13 protein-coding genes are annotated in these 18,781 nt (G+C 47.9%); 5 read left to right on the top strand and 8 right to left on the bottom strand.

Annotation, left to right across the window (positions count from 1 at the left end):
* Positions 1–30 precede the first annotated feature (30 nt).
* Together SFSGTM_RS10890 and cphA are read left to right on the top strand one after the other, a co-directional pair.
* A complete protein-coding gene (locus SFSGTM_RS10890) occupies positions 31–2,169 on the top strand; it encodes a cyanophycin synthetase (RefSeq protein ID WP_232525967.1) in 2,139 nt (712 codons plus the stop codon).
* Between the two features lie 7 nt (positions 2,170–2,176).
* Entirely contained in the window at positions 2,177–4,744 is a 2,568-nt protein-coding gene (gene cphA / locus SFSGTM_RS10895) for a cyanophycin synthetase (RefSeq protein ID WP_162085190.1), read from the top strand.
* 45 nt (positions 4,745–4,789) lie between these two features.
* On the opposite strand, the gene grxD is transcribed toward cphA, so the two are convergent.
* A complete protein-coding gene (grxD, locus tag SFSGTM_RS10900; RefSeq protein ID WP_162085191.1) occupies positions 4,790–5,098 on the bottom strand; it encodes a Grx4 family monothiol glutaredoxin in 309 nt (102 codons plus the stop codon).
* A 139-nt stretch (positions 5,099–5,237) separates the two neighbouring features.
* On the opposite strand from grxD, the gene SFSGTM_RS10905 reads away from it, so the two are divergent.
* The 3 genes from SFSGTM_RS10905 to SFSGTM_RS10915 are packed head-to-tail and all read left to right on the top strand — an operon-like array spanning position 5,238 to position 7,482.
* On the top strand, positions 5,238–6,725 hold the full coding sequence (locus SFSGTM_RS10905; RefSeq protein WP_162085192.1) for a helicase HerA-like domain-containing protein: 1,488 nt from the start codon (positions 5,238–5,240) through the stop codon (positions 6,723–6,725).
* Positions 6,725–7,006, top strand: a complete 282-nt coding sequence (locus tag SFSGTM_RS10910; RefSeq protein WP_162085193.1) for an antibiotic biosynthesis monooxygenase — start codon at positions 6,725–6,727, stop codon at positions 7,004–7,006. The genes SFSGTM_RS10905 and SFSGTM_RS10910 overlap by 1 nt, the downstream gene beginning before the upstream one ends.
* The gene (locus SFSGTM_RS10915) at positions 7,003–7,482 is read left to right on the top strand and encodes a GNAT family N-acetyltransferase (protein WP_232525968.1); all 480 of its coding nucleotides are present in this window, start codon (positions 7,003–7,005) and stop codon (positions 7,480–7,482) included. Before SFSGTM_RS10910 ends, SFSGTM_RS10915 begins: the two co-directional genes overlap by 4 nt.
* A 35-nt stretch (positions 7,483–7,517) precedes the next feature.
* On the opposite strand, the gene SFSGTM_RS10920 is transcribed toward SFSGTM_RS10915, so the two are convergent.
* From SFSGTM_RS10920 to SFSGTM_RS10950, 7 genes are all read right to left on the bottom strand, one after another.
* Positions 7,518–10,433 (bottom strand): bifunctional diguanylate cyclase/phosphodiesterase, encoded by a 2,916-nt coding sequence (locus SFSGTM_RS10920; RefSeq protein ID WP_162085194.1) that lies wholly within the window; start codon positions 10,431–10,433, stop codon positions 7,518–7,520.
* A gap of 252 nt (positions 10,434–10,685) precedes the next feature.
* Positions 10,686–13,772 carry an efflux RND transporter permease subunit gene (locus tag SFSGTM_RS10925; RefSeq protein ID WP_162085195.1) on the bottom strand — a complete coding sequence of 1,029 codons (3,087 nt, stop codon included), beginning with the start codon at positions 13,770–13,772 and terminating at the stop codon, positions 10,686–10,688.
* On the bottom strand, positions 13,769–14,911 hold the full coding sequence (locus tag SFSGTM_RS10930; protein WP_162085196.1) for an efflux RND transporter periplasmic adaptor subunit: 1,143 nt from the start codon (positions 14,909–14,911) through the stop codon (positions 13,769–13,771). Before SFSGTM_RS10930 ends, SFSGTM_RS10925 begins: the two co-directional genes overlap by 4 nt.
* A gap of 17 nt (positions 14,912–14,928) precedes the next feature.
* Positions 14,929–16,407 carry an efflux transporter outer membrane subunit gene (locus SFSGTM_RS10935; protein ID WP_162085197.1) on the bottom strand — a complete coding sequence of 493 codons (1,479 nt, stop codon included), beginning with the start codon at positions 16,405–16,407 and terminating at the stop codon, positions 14,929–14,931.
* Entirely contained in the window at positions 16,404–16,976 is a 573-nt protein-coding gene (locus SFSGTM_RS10940) for a MarR family transcriptional regulator (protein WP_162085198.1), read from the bottom strand. Before SFSGTM_RS10940 ends, SFSGTM_RS10935 begins: the two co-directional genes overlap by 4 nt.
* A gap of 137 nt (positions 16,977–17,113) precedes the next feature.
* Complete coding sequence (locus SFSGTM_RS10945; protein WP_162085199.1) at positions 17,114–18,043, bottom strand: hypothetical protein; 930 nt, start codon at positions 18,041–18,043, stop codon at positions 17,114–17,116.
* Between the two features lie 89 nt (positions 18,044–18,132).
* Positions 18,133–18,699: a LemA family protein gene (locus SFSGTM_RS10950; protein ID WP_162085200.1), complete on the bottom strand. Its 567-nt coding sequence runs from the start codon at positions 18,697–18,699 to the stop codon at positions 18,133–18,135.
* Positions 18,700–18,781 lie beyond the last annotated feature (82 nt).

Below are 18,781 nucleotides of genomic sequence, written 5' to 3' on the forward strand. Positions count from 1 at the left end.
AGCATTATTAAATGAACCATACCGCACAAAATGATGATAACTCCTAAACGTGACATGACGTTCTTGCGCACCATGTCGTTACAAGGTCCTAACATTTGGACATACCGCCCCGTGCTTGAAGTCTGGGTGGATATAGGCGATCTCGAAGATTCGCCATCTAACACTATACCCGGCTTTACCGAGCGCTTAATCGCCTGGTTACCCAGCCTGATAGAACATCGCTGCAGCATCGGTGAACGCGGTGGTTTTATCCAACGACTACGCGATGGCACATGGCCTGCCCATATCCTTGAGCATATTACGCTGGAACTGCAAAATCTGGCAGGCATGCCTGGCGGCTTTGGTAAAGCTCGTGAAATGGATCAACGTGGCGTGTACAAAGTGGTCGTCCGCGCATGGCATGAAGATGTCACTCGCGCCAGCCTGCACCACGCGCGTGAACTGGTGTTAGCAGCAATGGATGACCGTCCGTTCGACGTCGCGGCAGCCATTGAAGATTTACGTGATTTAGCCGAAGCCAAGCTGCTCGGCCCTTCTACCAACAGTATCGTTGAAGCCGCTGACGACCGCAACATTCCCGCTATCCGTCTTAATACAGGCAATTTGGTACAGCTCGGCTACGGTGCCGCGCAACGCCGTATCTGGACAGCAGAAACAGGGCAAACCAGTGCGATAGCTGAGTCTATCTCGCAAGATAAAACTCTGACCAAGCGCCTGCTTAAAGACGCCGGCATTCCCATCCCGGAAGGGATAGACGTCAACAGCGCAGCCGAAGCATGGGAAGCTGCCGAAGATATAGGTTTACCTGTTGTCGTCAAGCCATGCAGTGGTAACCACGGTCGCGCGGTATTTACTAACCTCACCCTGCAATCAGAAATTGAATCTGCCTATCAGGTCGCATATGAAGAAGACTGTGGCGTCATAGTCGAGCGTTTTATCCAGGGACAAGAACACCGTCTACTCGTCATCGGCGGCAAGCTCGTTGCTGCCGCCCGCGGTGAAATCGCCAGTGTCACCGGCGATGGCATCCACACGATTAATCAATTAATTGAACTGCAATTAAACAGCGACATCCGCCGTGGCACGACTGAAGAACATCCGCTCAACCTTATTCGTATTGATAGCGCAGCCAAAATAGAACTGGCACGCCAAGGTTTAACAGCAGACAACATTCCCGCTGTGGGCGATAACGTGATTATCCAGCGCATCGGCAACGTCGCGTTTGACTGCACTGATGAAGTCCATCCCAGCACTGCTGCTATCGTCGGGCTGGCCGCAAAAGTAATTGGTCTGGATATTGCAGGTATCGATTTAGTCGTCGAAGACATTAGTCGCCCACTTGCCGAGCAGGGTGGCGCGATTGTGGAAGTCAATGCCGGACCCGGCTTGCTCATGCATCTCAAACCAGCCGCAGGCAAGCCGCGTCCAGTTGGACAGGCCATCGTTAATCAACTATTTCCTGTACAACAAGATGGCCGTATCCCTGTAGTTGCAGTAGCGGGTAAATCCGACACGACCGCAGTAGCACAATTGCTCGCGCATATCGTTTGCCTGAACAACATCCATGTAGGACTAGCCAGTCAAGCTGGTTTATTTCTGGGACGACGTAAAGTGTTGCCTGACAATCGGGCTAACTGGCATGAGGCGCGTAAATTATTACTCAATCCTGCTATAGAAACGGCGATTATTGAAACACCTGCGCGAGTACTGTTAAGCGAAGGCCTGCCCTATGATCGCTGCCAGATCGCCATATTAACCGGCATAGATCAGAACGAAGATTTGAGTGAGTTTGCTATTAGCACCGATGAAAAACGCTACAACACTTATCGCACTTTTGTAGACGTGGTATTGCCCTCGGGTGCCGCAATCCTTAACGCAGCTGATGCGCAATTAGTTGAGATGGCCGAGCTGTGTGATGGGGCTGTCATCTTTTATGCTGAAGATAACCTTTGCCATGCGCTCAGCCACCATCGTGCAGCACAAGGTAGCATTGTTACTATTATCGATGGCAGCATCCATTTGCAACAAGGTGATGGCGATATTGATTTTGGCAGCGTTACCCAATTCAGCCACATCCCCACACCGGTCTTACTCGCCAGCCTCGCAGCAGCGTGGGCACTGAACATTGATCTAGAACTCATCCGTGCAGGCTTGCACGCTTATCCTTAGGCAGAACATGGAAATATCTCGCATACGCGCCCTACGCGGCCCCAATTTGTGGAGTCTTCATACCTCTATTGAAGCAATAGTTGTATGTACACCGGCTGAAACCGACCTTACTCGACTACCGGACTTTGAAACTCGTTTACGCGCACGCTTTCCTGCAATAGGTGCATTAGAACCAATAGGCGGCGATCACCACATTCCTATGGCGCACGCACTGGAAATAGCAACACTGGAATTACAAGCTCATGCTGGCTGCCCCGTCACTTTTAGCCGCACCACGCCGACCATAGATGCCGGCACCTATCAGATTGCTGTCGAATTTACTGAAGAAAGCGTAGGTCGTATGGCACTGGACTATGCCTACGCATTATGTCTGGCTGCAGCTAACGATACCCCTTTTGATGCTGAAGCCGCACTGACTGCTTTGCGTGAACTTGACGAAGACATACGCTTAGGCCCAAGTACTGGTGCCATAGTGCAGGCTGCAGTGAACCGTGGCATGCCCTATAGACGCCTGACTGAAGGCAGCATGGTACAAATTGGCTGGGGTAGTCGCCAACGCCGCATCCTTGCCGCCGAAACCGACGCAACCAGCGCCGTTGCCGAAGCCATCGCACAAGATAAAGAGCTCACTAAAATGCTGTTGGAAGCTGCCTGCGTACCCGTACCCGCAGGTCGACCAGTGACGGATGCCGAAGATGCCTGGCTAGCTACGCAAGAAATCGGCAGTGCAGTCGCGATCAAGCCGCAATTTGGTAACCAGGGCAAAGGTGTTGCAGTTAATCTGGAAACCCGTGAACAAGTAATAGAGGCTTATCATGCCGCCAGCAAAATCAGCTCTTCAGTCATCGTAGAACGTTATATCACTGGCCACGATTACCGCTTACTGGTCATTGGCAACCAGCTTGTTGCTGCTGCGCGCCGTGATCCACCGCATGTATTCGGTGATGGCGTCCACAGCATAGTTGAGCTTGTTGAAACCGTTAATCAAGACCCGAATCGGGGTGATGGTCACGCCACCTCACTAAGTAAAATCCGTCTGGACGAGATAGCACTGGCTACGCTGAGCAAGCAAAATTACACCATAGATAGCATACCCACGATAGGTGCATTAGTCGTACTGCGTAACAATGCCAACCTTAGCACAGGCGGCACCGCGACGGATGTCACTGATGACGTCCATCCAGAACTTGCTGCACGTGCAGTCGATGCTGCACGCATGATAGGGCTGGATATCTGTGGCGTGGATGTGTTGTGCAACAGCGTACATCACCCGCTGGAACAACAAGGAGGTGGCGTCGTTGAAGTCAATGCAGCGCCTGGCCTGCGTATGCACCTCGCGCCCTCATTTGGCAAACCCCGCGACGTAGGCTCTGCAATTATTAACAGCATGTTTGCAGCTGACGACAATGGGCGCATTCCCATCGTTGCTGTTGCCGGCACCAACGGCAAAACCACCACCGTACGTCTGACTGCGCATCTGCTCACACACAATGGTTTACGCGTAGGCATGACCAATTCGGATGGTGTCTATATCAGCGGACAGCGCATAGACACAGGCGATTGCAGCGGCCCTAAGAGTGCGCGTAACGTATTGGCACATCCGGAAGTCGACGCCGCAGTGCTGGAAACCGCACGTGGCGGTGTATTGCGTGAGGGTTTGGCATTTGACCATTGCGACATCGCTATCGTCACCAATATCGGCATAGGCGACCATCTGGGCTTAAACTACATCAACACCACTGACGAACTCGCAGTGGTTAAACGCGTCATTGTCGAAAACGTGTCACCTCAAGGTTATGCAGTACTCAATGCCGCTGATCCTGCTGTCGTCAAAATGGCTAACAGTTGTCCCGGCGGCATCATCTATTTTGCCCAGGAACGCAGTAACCCAGTGATTGCCACCCACTGTGCACGCGGGCAACGGGTCATCTTTGTCGAAGACGGCTACATCGTTGCCAAACAGGGCGATTTAATTGAGCGCATTGCACTCGCCTATATTCCCCTGACGCGCAATGGCAGCATCGGCTTCCAGATTGACAACGCCATGGGTGCAATCGGCGCGGCATGGGGGTTAGGCATGGACTGGGCAGTTATCCGCCGGGGTGTCAGCGACTTCGTCAATGACGCGCAAACTGCGCCAGGTCGTTTTAATGTATTCGACTACCGTGGTGCCACGCTCATCGCTGATTACGGTCATAACCCCGATGCCATCATCGCGCTGGTTGCAGCCATAGAACGCATCCCCGCCAAACAGCGCCATGTTGTTATCAGTGGTGCCGGTGATCGTCGCGATCAGGACATCCGCCAGCAAACCGAAATTCTGGGCGCCGCGTTTGATCAGGTCATCCTCTATCAGGATCAATGCCAGCGTGGACGTGCTGATGGCGAAGTGCTGGCACTGTTACGCGCAGGCTTAGTCGGTGCAACTCGCGCTAAACAAGTTGATGAAATTAATGGTGAGTTTAATGCGATAGATTTGGCACTCTCGCGCTTATCAGCTGGCGATGTGTGTTTAATATTAATAGATCAGGTAGATGAGGCGCTGGCACATATTGCGCAGCAAATTAAAGAATAAATAATGAGCGCTGCACAACGCATGCTGTGCAGCGTATTTACTAAATCAAGCTGCAATCATCTTTTGCAATTCACCTGATTGTGACATTTCTTTCATGATGTCTGAACCACCGACAAATTCACCGTTGATATACAACTGTGGAATAGTTGGCCAGTTTGCATAATCTTTAATACCTTGACGGATATCGTTATCGGCTAATACGTTAACGGTAAACACATCAGCTGCACCTGCGGCTTTCAGCAATTGCACTGCATTTGCTGAAAAACCACATTGTGGAAACTGTGGCGTGCCTTTCATATACAGCACGACTTTATGACCTGTTACTTGTTCACGAATAATATCTTGTACACTCATTTTCACACTCCTAAAAAATACCTGACTAAATCAATCAACTATATTACGCGAGTCTAATCAAACTCGTCAAGTCTGGCTATCCGTCGGTCACTATATTCGCGTAAAATATTATTCATTATAGCTTACTCCCCGCCCTGCCATGATTAACCCTATACACATTGCCCAGTCTGAACACGCCATATATCTGCTGCCACAAATGGCCAATCGCCATGGTTTGATTACTGGCGCGACAGGAACGGGTAAAACCGTCACCCTGCAAGTGATGGCAGAACAGTTTTCGCGCATCGGCGTACCTGTATTCATGTCAGATATCAAAGGTGATTTATCTGGCATATCAGTAGCAGGTGGGGATAATAAAAAAGTTGCAGCGCGAGTAGAACAACTGGCACTTACCGATTTCGCCTACAGCGCCTATCCCGTTACTTTTTGGGATGCTTTTGGCAAACAAGGCCACCCCATGCGTGCAACAATTTCGGACATGGGGCCATTATTGCTCGGACGCATGCTCAACCTGAATGAAACGCAGGCCGGCGTCTTAAATCTGGTTTTCAAAATCGCCGACGATCACGCCATGCTGCTGCTTGATCTCAAAGACCTGCGTGCCATGTTGCAGTATGTCGGCGACAACAGCAAAGACTTCACCACCGAATATGGCAATGTCTCTATTGCCAGCATAGGTGCAATACAGCGCGGATTACTGTCACTGGAAACTCAGGGCGGCGAGCATATTTTTGGTGAACCTATGCTCAATATCGACGATTTGCTGCAAACTGATGCAAAGGGTCGCGGCATGATCAATATCCTCGCTGCCGATGACTTGATGCAATCACCTAAAACCTATGGCACGCTGCTGCTTTGGTTACTCTCTGAACTCTATGAAAATCTGCCTGAAGCGGGTGATTTGGACAAGCCGAAATTAGTGTTTTTCTTTGACGAAGCCCACCTGCTGTTCAACGATGCACCAACTGCACTAGTTGATAAAATCGAACAAGTTGTACGACTGATACGATCCAAAGGTGTGGGTGTTTATTTTGTCACCCAAAATCCCGCAGACGTGCCCGATAAAATCCTGTCACAGCTAGGCAACCGCATCCAGCATGCATTACGCGCATTCAGTCCACGCGATCAAAAAGCCGTCAACGCTGCCGCGCAGACCATGCGCGACAACCCTGCACTCGACGAAGCTGCCGTGATTACCGAGCTCGGCGTAGGCGAAGCTTTAGTTTCCTGCCTGGACGAAAAAGGTCGGCCCAGCATAGTCGAACGTGCGCTGATATTGCCGCCGACTGCGCAAATTGGCCCCATTACTCCAGAGCAACGCGCATCAATTATACAAAGCTCACTGCTCGCGGGACACTACGAACAAGTCATAGACCGTGAATCAGCCTATGAAAAAATCAAACAAGCCAAAGCAACAACAGCCGAAGCCTCAACCACACCAGCGCCTGCAGAAAATGGCGGCTGGCTGGATGGCATTTTAAACAGCAACAATGGCGCTACTTCCGCCCGCCGCCGCGAAAACATGCTCGAATCTTTCGGAAAAAGCGCAGCGCGTGCCATCGGATCGGAAGTGGGTCGTACACTGATACGCGGGATTCTAGGTTCATTCCTGAACGGAAAGAAATAATGCCGCACGTACTCATCATTCACGAAGTCGCGGAATATGCTGCATGGAAAATTATCTTTGACCAAGCCGCAGGCATCCGCAAAATCGCAGGTGAACTAAGTTATCAACTGCTACGCTACGACAGCGATGCCAATAACATAGTGCATTTCTCCGCGTGGATTTCATTAGACGCTGCGCGCCAATTTTTTGAATCTCCCGAACTAGTCACCATTCGAGAAAAAGCGGGTGTCAAATCGCCAGAATTTATTTATCTGCATGAAATAGAACACAAAGCATTGTGAACTCACCCACCTATATTCATCATGCATCAGTAGAAGATGCCCCACAAATCGCCATTATGGTTGGCGAGTTGCTGCACGAAATCATGGGCGTCATTGGTGTAGCTGCGTTTAATTTTGATGAAGCTCAGACCAAAGCACAGCTGATTTATCTCATCAAAAACGATAAATATTTCCCATTCATCGCCAGAGATGAAGCTGAAAATTATCTAGGTTTCATTACCCTGTGTGAAAGTTATGCGCTCTATGCGGAAGGTGTTTTTGGCACCATTCCTGAACTTTATGTGCGCCCCGCTTTCCGCTCACAAAAAATAGGATTTAACCTGTTACAGCACGCCAAGAAATTTGGTAAAACCCGAGACTGGAAAAGACTGGAAGTCACAACACCACCCCTGCCACAATTTGACAAAACCATCGCATTTTATGAACGTGAAGGTTTTACTGTTGCCGGGGGTAGAAAACTGAAAATATTACTATAACGCTCGACATCCTGTTATACAACGCTTCATATAGTTCACTGTTGTTTCATAAACAGCTCAAATTCAGCGACTGGCAATGGCCGACTGAACAAATATCCCTGATAGGAAAAACATCCTGCATTTGCCAGGAAGTTTTGTTGTGCATTAGTCTCCACCCCTTCCGCAATCACCGACAACTCCAAGCCATGTGCAAGAGAAACGATAGTCCGGGCGATCGCGGCATCATTAGTATCGGTAAATACATCACGCACAAAGGATTTATCAATTTTTAACTGATCCAGTGGCAGACGTTTCAAATATGACAATGAAGAATAACCCGTCCCAAAATCATCCAATGAAAAACCCACACCGTGATTTTTAAGCACATCCATTTTGGTAATAATATCTTCCACATTATCCAGAATGATGCTTTCAGTAATTTCCAGTTTTAGTTTGTTTGGATCTATGCCCGCCTGATCTATTACTGCAAGTACCTGCTCTACAAAATCTTCGTGCTGAAACTGGCGCACACTGATATTCACAGCCAAAGTTAAATGAGCCAGTTCCGGTTGCTTTGCCCAAAGTGCAAGCTGTGCACAAGCGGTTTCCAGTATCCATTTTCCCAAAGGCAGTATGAGCCCAGTTTCTTCGGCAACGTGTATAAATTCGTCTGGCGGTACCATACCTCGCTGAGGATGCAGCCAACGCACCAAAGCTTCGGCTCCAGTCATACGGCCATCACGGTCAACTTGTGGCTGGTAATAAAGAATAAACTCATGATTAGGTATGCTGTAACGTAAATCATTTTCCAATGCGGCGCGAACTGTCACTGCCGATTGCATCCCCAAATCAAAAAACCGCATGACATTGCGACCCGCTTCTTTGGCCTTATACATGGCCATGTCTGCATGTTTTAACAATTCCTCTATAGGATGTTGATGCCCATCAAACAATGTCGCGCCTATGCTGCTGGTACTATGGTGAACATGTTCATCAAGCTGATAGGATTGATTAAGTGTGGCAAGTATTTTTTCTCCCACATTTTTAGTTACTGTAGCCGCTTCATCCATGTTTTCGCTAAGATCAACCAGCATCACTACGAATTCATCACCACCAAAACGTGCCACGGTGTCTCCTTGACGCACGCAGCCTGCCAGTCGTTGCGCGACTTGTTGTAGCAACAAATCGCCCTGATCATGACCTAATGTGTCATTGAGGGTTTTAAAATTATCAAGATCTATGAACAACAATGCGCCCTTACGACCGCTACGTGCGCTGGTGGCAATTGCCTGACTTAACCTGTCGGTCAGCAAACGTCGATTAGGCAAATTGGTGAGGGTGTCATAAAAAGCCAGATGCTTGATTTCATCTTCAGCCTTGAGACGATCAGTCACATCGCGCGAAGAATAGAACATGACGGGTTTCCCATCCAACTCCAGCGGGAAACCACTGATTTCCACATCAAAACTGTGCCCATCTTTACGCTTATGTTTAGTTGTAAATTCAGATCTGGCCTGTTTATCGTACTGCTGTTTGATCGTTGGTTCAATTTCAGCAACAGGAAATTGCACATCCCAGCGTGTAACATTCATACCTGCCATTTCTTCACGTCTATAGCCCAACATCGTACAGAAAGAATCACTGACTTCAAGAATATTGCCTTTCATATCCAAGATATGAATACCGTCACTGGCATTGCGCAGCAACGCCTGATTTTTCTCATTCTCTCTACGTAAAGCCAATGCCGACCGCTTACTGATAGTAATATCTTCCACGATAGACCAGATCTGTTGCTTGCCATCACTAGCAGTAATGACCATACCATTGAGCCGCAATGGAATCAGATGACCATCTTTGTGGATATATTCCTTTTCATAAGGACCATAACACCCTATTCTTTGCAATGACGCCAGCTGCCTAGCCTCGTCAGCTTCATATTTTCGCGGTGTAAGTTCCCAATAATCCAGTGTGTGTAATTCCTCCGTGGAATACCCACAGATATCCTGAAATGCCTGATTAAATTCAATAAATTTACCATCCATATCAGTCAGCACTATCCCCAGTGGGGATAATTCATAAAGCCCTCTCAGCTTCGCTTCACTCTCATGCAAAGTTTGCACTACCTGCCAGCGTTCAGCCTGCATTGCCGTAATCAGCAAGCCTGTCAGCACTATAGTTGCCATATAGCTCCAGATCAGAAACAAACTGACATGCGTATCTTCCATGTAAAAAGCACCATGCCCGGTAGCCGTTGCCCAGGCCGCAACCACCGAAAAAGCCAAACCGGATAGTGTTGCTCCGGTATTGCCAAAACGCAATGCCGCCCATGCCAGCATCGGTAAGGTCAAATATGCCAGCGGCAAAGTCTGGCTCCCCCCATGATAGTCATGAACAAAGGCAAACCAGGCTGTCGGAGTAGCAACCAGTATCCAGAGTACAAATTCTTTATGATATTTGATGATAGGGTGTACGAAACGCTTTTTCCCCAGACTAAGTACTATCGGTGCGGCCAACAATACACCTATTGCGTCCCCCATCCACCATGTAAACCAGGCAGATGCAATAAAGTCCACAGGCAGAAGTCCAGCAAAATACAGACTCATTACACCACCAGATGCGGATACCATCATGCCTATCATCGCGCCACTGATAAATAGCGCGACATCCTTCTGCCGAGCAAATGAAGTTTGGAAACCTACACGTTTTAACCATGTCGCAGTCAGCAACGGACCCAAGGTATTGCCGATTGCGATACTGGCTGCCAGCGGCCAAGCCGAACCTATAGCAAGATTTACGAGAAACGCACCCAAATAAACACCGGGCCAGACACCACGCCCCCAGAGCAATAAAGCCGCAACTGCGATTCCCGTAGGTAGCCATACCAGCGTGATATGCGTGCCAATAGAGGGTATTTGCAAGCCTAACCAACCAGCAGCAAAGTAAGCAGAAGCGAGTAGTAATTGTTTAATCATGATGTGTGGCTCAGTACAATATATTCAGCTGGAAATTTGGCTTCACGCCCTATTTATTAAAATTGCACATCGCACTATCTAGATTAGCAACTCTATTAACGCTTTACTAGTAAAATAATTTACCAGTTGGATGTTAACCACCAAATTAGAAAATTAGCCAAATAAGGAAAAACAAGGGGTCAGTTCTAACAATAATACAACCCTAGTCAAAAAAATCCCCTCATCATGAGGGGATTTCGGAAGCAGAAACAACTAAGCTGGCTGATCAACCTTATCGTGCGTATGATCTGCCGCCATCAGCATGTACATGCCAGGTACAACAAATAATGTAAACAGGGTGCCAATTGCCAAACCGCTGGCAATTACCAGACCCATATTGAAACGACTGACTGCACCTGCACCGCTGGCTGTTATCAATGGCACCACACCCAGCACCATCGCGGCAGTCGTCATAAGGATAGGACGCAAACGCAGACCAGCAGCTTTCTCTATCGCAGCACGTTTTGTCAATCCTGTACGTTGCAGATTATTGGCGAACTCCACAATCAGTATGCCGTGCTTGGACACCAAGCCTATCAATGTCACCAGACCAACTTCGGTATAGATATTCAGCGTCGCATGACCGATACCCAAGTTAATGAAGATTAACGCACCTGCTATCGACATAGGCACAGATACCAGAATAATCACTGGGTCACGGAAACTTTCAAACTGTGCTGCCAATGCCAAGAAAATAATGATGATAGCAAAGAAAAAAGTCAGCACCAGTCCACCTGATTCCTGCATGAACTGACGTGAAGCACCTGCATAGTCAAAGCTATAACCTGCTGGTAAGGTTTCTTTCGCCAGCTTTTGCAGTGATTCCAGTGCTTGTCCCTGTGAAACTGTTGGGAATGCCACACCCTGAATAGTTGCCATATTCTGCTGCTGGAAATGGTTAATGGTTTCTGGTTGTGTCTTAGTTTCCAGATGTGCGACTGTTGATAATGCTACCATTTGCCCACTGGCGCTACGCAAATAATACTGCTCCAGCTGTTCTGGATTTAACCGGAACTTCTGCTGCACTTGCGGTATCACCTTGTAAGCACGCCCACTATATTCAAAATAATTGACGTAACCACCACCCAGCATTGCCGACAATGCTGAACCTATATCCTGCATATTCAGACCCAATTGTGCGGCCATATTACGGTCTATCACCACGGTGGTTTGGGGTAAATCGATACGCAAATCAGATTGCAAAAAGATGAAATTCCCTGTTTTTTGCGCCGCTTGCAAGAACTGCTGTGACACTTCAAACAATTTTGAGAACGGTTCTGTCGTGGTAATCACAAACTGTACGGGCAAACCACGAGGGCCTGGCAATGGTGGCGGTTGAAAGATCGCATTCTGCGATCCTGCAATTTTTCCAAGTTCCTTCTGCACCACAGGCTGTAACATACCGGCAGTTTTTACCCGTTCATCCCAAGGTTTCAGTACCATACCGCTGATAGCCTGAGTCGGCATATTCAACTGAAATATATGCCCAGTTTCAGGATGCGAGCGGAATACATCATGTACCTGTTGACCATAGGACTCACGCTGTTTCAAAGTCGCATCAGGTGCATTAAAAGATGCCGCAATTAACACGCCTTGATCTTCTTGCGGTGCCAGTTCCGTCATCGACGTGGTATACAGAAAATATATTCCACCCAGCATGATGAGCGCGAAGACCACAATCACGGGCACATGATTAAGCACGCCATCCAGTTTGCGCTCATATGCCACATGCAAACGCATAAACTGCTTGTCCAGCCATAGCACCAAGTGATCTTGCCAATTACCACCTTCTTGTTTTGGTGCGCGTAACATGCGAGACGACATCATAGGAGACAAGGTCAGCGCAATAATTGCCGACATGGTCACTGCGCCAACCAATGTAAACGCAAACTCGGTAAACAATGCACCGGTTAAACCACTCATAAACCCTATCGGCACATATACCGCAATCAGCACGATAGTCATGGCGATAATCGGGCTTGCCAGTTCGCGCGCGGCCAAAGTCGCTGCGTCAAAAGGAGATAAGCCCTCTTCCAGATGGCGACTGACGTTTTCCACCACGATAATCGCGTCATCCACCACCAAACCGATCGCCAATACCAGCGCCAGCAAAGTCAGCAAATTAATTGAATAACCTAGCGCCAACATTACCGTAAACGTTCCTACCAGTGACAATGGGATCGCAATGACTGGAATAATGACCGAACGCAATGAACCCAAAAATACAAACACAACAACAGTCACAATTAAAATCGCTTCTATCAGTGTTTTCACTACTTCGTGTATGGACGAGTTCACAAACTTGGTCGAGTCATACACAATATTTGCCTGCAAACCTTTAGGTAATTGCGCCTGCACATCCGGCATGACTTTACGTACCCGCGCCACAACATCTAGCAGATTCGCACCCGGTGCAACTTGGATACCGATATAAACAGCTTTTTTACCGTCAAATGCTACGCTAGAATCATAATCATCAGCGCCCAAAGTCACATTCGCCACATCCTGCAAACGCACTACTGCACCCGCATTCTGTTTAATGATCATTTCCTTGAATGCAGGTAATGAATTAACTGCTGTCGATGCATTGAGATTAATCTGCACCATTTGCCCTTTGGATTGCCCGCTGGACGACAGGTAGTTATTTGCGGCCAATGCACTATATACATCAGCTGCGGTCAGCCCTACTGAGGCCAGCTTCTGTGGGTCTAACCAGGCACGCAAGGCAAAGTTTTTAGCACCTAACAACTCAGCATTTTGCACGCCTTCTACCGCTTGTAATTTCGGCTGTACTGATCGCACCAGATAATCCGTCACCTGATTTGGTTGCAGCACATCACTATAAAAGCCGATATACATAGCATCGATAGTCTGGCCTATGCTCACCGACATCGTCGGCTTTTGCGCCTGTGGTGGCAGTTGATTGAGCACTGCATTCACCTTGGTATTAATCTCGGTCAACGCTTTATCAGGTTCATAATTCAGACGCAGGTTGGCAGTAATCGTACTTACCCCGGCCACGCTGCTGGAGGTCATGTAGTCGATACCATTTGCCTGCGCCACTGCATTTTCCAGTGGTGTGGTAATAAAGCTCGCTACCAGACTTGCATCTGCACCAGGATACGCGGTGCTCACCGTGACCACGGCATTTTGCGTGAACGGGAATTGCAATATAGGCAAAGTACCCAATGAACGCAGCCCCAACACCAGTATCACCAAGCTGATTACCGTGGCAAGAACGGGGCGCTCAACAAATATATCGGTAAATTTGCGCATTACCGTGCGCGCAGGCGTACTCATAGATCATGCACCGTAGGATTAGGGTTGTTATCTGGCTGTATGCTGTTATTCACAAACACAGTTGAGCCATTGTGCAACTTGAGCTGCCCTGCAGTGACAACCGTTTCACCCGCTTTTAAGCCCGAAGTAATTGCAACCTGGTCGCCCCGGGTCATGCCTGTCGTCACGAAACGCTGCTCTGCAGTCAGCTTGTCTTTACCATCCGCCCCCTTACCTGCTGATTTCACCACAAACACTGTACTTCCGTATGGGTTATAAGCAATCGTCACATTAGGCAAGGTAATGTATTGCTGCACAGCACCATCGCCCACTCGCGCGGTAGCAAACATGCCAGACAATAATTCGCCATGTGGATTCGCCAATTTCACACGTACTTTCAGATTGCGTGTTGTCGTATCAATTTGCGGTTCTATCGCCTCTATATTTCCGTTATAGGTTTTATTTGGCTGAGCATTAGTTGCCACACTGACTTTTGCACCTAATCGGATTAACCCCATTTGACCTTGTGGCACAGTAAAATCAAGGTTAATCGGATCCAGCTTTTGCAGACTCACTATCGCTGTACCAGGGCCAACATATTGCCCCAAGTCCACCTGACGTATGCCCAACTGACCGGTGAACGGCGCACGTATCGTTTTCTGCGCTATTAACGCCTGCTGTGCCGCAACTTGTGACTGTGCAACTTTGAAATTCGCTGCACTGGTATCTACTTGCGCCTGACTGACTGCCTGTATTTTGAATTGCGCCAAATCACGTTCGTAGTTGAGTTTTGCCAAGGCCGCATTCGCTTGTAACTGTGGCAATTGCGCAACGAGCGGCGCAGCATTCAACTCAACCAGTATCTGTCCCGCTTGTGCAGTTTTGCCCGAATCAAAATGAATCGCCGTAACCAGACCACTCACTTCCGCTGCTAACGTCGCGCCCATCGCCGCACGTAACGTTCCCACGGCTTCTACCGTAGGCTGCCAGCTTGCCAATTGCGCCGTCGTAGTTGAAACAGCCTGAGGTGGATTCGCCTGAGAACCTATGCCTTGCTTAATCATTTTGTTACGAAACTGTTGAAAGCCGTATATTCCGCCAAACACGATTGCTGCCGCTGACAGCATGATGACCATACGTTTAGTTGTGCCCTTGCTCATCTTCATATACTCCGTAATTATTTCGCTGTTAAAGTAGATTGTTCGATATTTTCATCATTTTTCCAGCCACCACCCATCGCCTGATACAGTGCTGCGGTATCAATCAGTCGCTGCGCCTGCGCGGTTGCCAGGGCGATTTGTGTTTGCTGAGCTTGCTGCTGGGCAGTCAATAACTGCAAATAACTCACGCTACCTAATTTGAACTGCTGTTGTACCAGACGCAATGCTGCCTGTGCGGACTGGTCTGCGGTGGCTTGCGCTTGCAAAGTTTGCGCATCCCCGTCTAACTGTTGCAAGGCATCAGCCACGTTACGGAACGCCTGCAATACAGTCACACGATAGTTTGCAGCCGCCGCATCAAAACTGGCTTCTGCGCCCTTAATGCCTGCTTTAAGCCCACCATTAAATATGGGTTGCACCAATTGACTGGCAAGTCCCCAGACTATAGAACTGGCGCCAAACAAACTGGATGCTGCCAGCGCCTGCGAACCCAGATTCGCCGACAAATTAATTTGTGGGTATGCACTGGCTATAGCTACGCCATATTGTGCGCTAGCCGCATGGAACAACGCTTCGGAAGCCTGAATATCTGGCCGCTGCCGCACTAATTCTGAAGGTACAACTACAGGCAATTCTGTAGGCAACTTAAAATCCGCCAGCGTAAATTGCGGCAGTTGCACTTCGGCTGGCGTTTTGCCGATGAGCGTTGCCAACAAAGTACGGGTTTGTGCCAGTCGCGTATGCAAAGCAGGCAAGGTTGCACGGGTTTGTGCAACCAAAGTTTGTAAATTTAGCACATCACTTTGATTAATTGCCCCCAGCTTGAAACGCTGTTGTGCAATATCCAGTTGATGTTGTTGTGATGCAATTATTGACTCGGTAGCTGTAATTTGCGCATCATATTGTGCTTGCAACATGGCTGTCGTCACCACATTCGCAGCCAAGGTTAAACGTGCGCCCTGAAACTGGTACTGCTGGTAATCAGCCTGCGCAGCATACGCTTCCAAACTGCGTTTATTGCCACCAAACAAATCGAAGGTATAAGTGACATTCACTCCGGCATTATAAAGGTCATAAATGCGCTCACCCCCATCCATACCGATAGACGAATTATTCGATTTTTGTCTTTGCGCACCTAATTTTGCGTTCACCACTGGGTAGCGCGTCGCTCCCGACTGTGCAGCATACAGTTGCTGAGCCTGCCGCAAAGTCGCTTGCGCCGCAGCCAGACTCGGGCTGGCAGTCAGCGCCTGGTCAACTAAGGCATTTAATTTATCTGAATGAAACGACTGCCACCAGGCAGATGGTACTGCTTGTCCTGCCACGAACTGCTGACCAGCACCCAAAGCGACATTAGTCGCAACCGTTTTGGTTGTAGTTTGCTGAGTATAGCTAGTCACCGCAGGTGCCGCAGGCTCATTAAAATCAGGGCCAACGGCAGTACATCCCACCAAAGGCAGCCCAGCCACCAGCCCCGCGATCAACCGCATTTTCATCGTTTCACTCCCTTATTCTGTACACTCGTACACATTGCTACTGCTGACTTATCTGGCTGCGAAAATGCATCAAAACTACCCAATGTGTCTAATAATTTACGTTGTAAGTTTTCCATCAGGTCCTTTTCACCAGCACTAAAATCCTGCCAGATAGCTTGATAGACTGACCATTGTTTAGGCATGATTGCCTCTACCAAGGCAATACCTGCGGCTGTCAAAGTAAGTACTGTTTTACGTCTGTCTTCTTCATGCTCACGCCGACTTAACCACCCTTTTGCAACCATTTCATCTGCGAATCGTGTGATATGTGTACGTGATGAACCCAGTACATGACTTAAATCACTGGGATATAACCACCGCCCAGTACTGGAATAGATCATCACCAATGCAGTCCATATCGTGTCATTAATACCGTATGGCTGTAAATTATGATTCATCAGCTCTTGCAGTTTTTTTGCAATCATAATTTGTATGCGAGACAACTTCACTTCTTGACGTGGCTGTCCAGAAATTTGCTCTGCAATATTATCCAGGCGCTGCTCGAAAGCATTAAAACATTGATTTACCATAACGTACCATAAGTGAACATAACTTAGTTTATAGTAACCTACGTTACTATTTTTCGTCAAACATATAAATTATGTTCATAAACTTATTAACTAAGAATTTAATCCATTACGAAAACGATACAACCAGCAATAAATTATCATGGCCAAACAGCACCATGTTGCAGCACCCATCCGATTCCACTCAACGCACCAAAAAAGATGATCAGATGTGCCCATGACCAGAGCAGAAAACGACGAGTTAACTGTTGCTGTGAAATATTACCTATGAGGTATAACCGACCATCCGCAGGTTTTCCCATGTAATGAACATCGGGTTGTAATTGCATCTCCGCCATCGTTTTATCTATTTCGCGTTTGGCCGCTTGTTGAACGAGCGTCCATTCATCCATACTCAGCTCACCGTCCTTATTGAGATCAAAACGTGCAAGCAACGTAGGCATGTCTTTCTTCCACTCAGTCAGCAATGCATTCATTTCCATACGCGGATTAAACGCCAGCGTGCTACCACCTTGCGTACTAAATTGGCCAATGACATAAACAATGTCGCCTTCCAACAACTGCCATTCAGTGTAACGATAACTATCTTCTTGCCATTGATTGTAATGCTGGGTAACGATCTCAGCCTGCTCTGGGTCTATGATACAAGTGCCAGTATCATCACGCAGCACAAAAGAATCATCGGTTTGACCACTACCCGCTGGTTCCCAGTTACCCCTGCTATCACGTTGCTCAATTTTATATCGACACCATAAACACGGACGCCGACTTAGCACACTGTACAAGGGCTGTTCACAATAAGCCTGGCCACGCCCTGTCAACTCAACATAACCTTGAGCAGCAGAAGCAATTTTAGAGGTGGGAGTGTTGCGCAAGGCACGCAATCTGTACAACGTGGATAACCAAGCAAAAACGCTGATCAAGGCAATAGCCGCAAAACAATAAAGCCAGCCATCACGCGTTTGCAATCGCATGCCAAGCAACACCAGCAACAACTGCGCACCCGAAGTCAGCAGTTGCGCATATTCACGATGTAGCCAATCTTGCAAGGAAGATACCGAAAAATTCATAAGAAAATCTGCCTCATACAACTGCTAGTCAATCATCACCATGCATGAGGATAGAATGTTGAACAACATTTACCGTGCTATTCCGCCAGCTAATTAAATAACTGCTTGATATCTACATCAGCCTTTTCCCCAGCCGAAAATACCAGTAATGGCTTTTCTTCAAAAGCAAACAACTTTGCAATAACACTGGCTGGAAAAACTTCTATTTGTACGTTGTTGATATTTACTGACTCATTGTAAAACTCACGACGGTCAGCAATCGCATTCTCTAGTGAACTGATACGGTTTTGCAATTGCATAAAATTCTCATTGGCTTTCAGATCCGGATATGCTTCTGCTACTGCAAAAATACTCCCCAAACCAGCCCGCAACATACCTTCCGCCTGCCCAAGTGCAGGGATGTCCTGTTGCTCACGGGCAACTTGTACCTGGGAACGCGCCTCGATGACTTTCTGTAGTGTGCTTTGCTCAAATTGCTTATATTGTTTGCATACCTCTACCAGTTTCGGTAGTTCATCATGACGCTGTTTAAGCAACACATCTATATTTGCCCATGCCTTAGCAACAGCATGCTTCACGCTTACCAGACTGTTATACAAACTTACCGTGTAAATCAGAATAACGACTACGACCCCGAAAAAAAATAGCGTATGCAATTGTTGTCTCCCTTTATAGTTCTACGATACTTAGCTTTTAATGATCACATCATAATACAAACAATTAGAGTTTTCCCAAATA

This window comes from Sulfuriferula nivalis (genome assembly GCF_009937995.1).
In the GTDB taxonomy this organism is placed as follows: Bacteria; Pseudomonadota; Gammaproteobacteria; order Burkholderiales; family Sulfuriferulaceae; genus Sulfuriferula; species Sulfuriferula nivalis.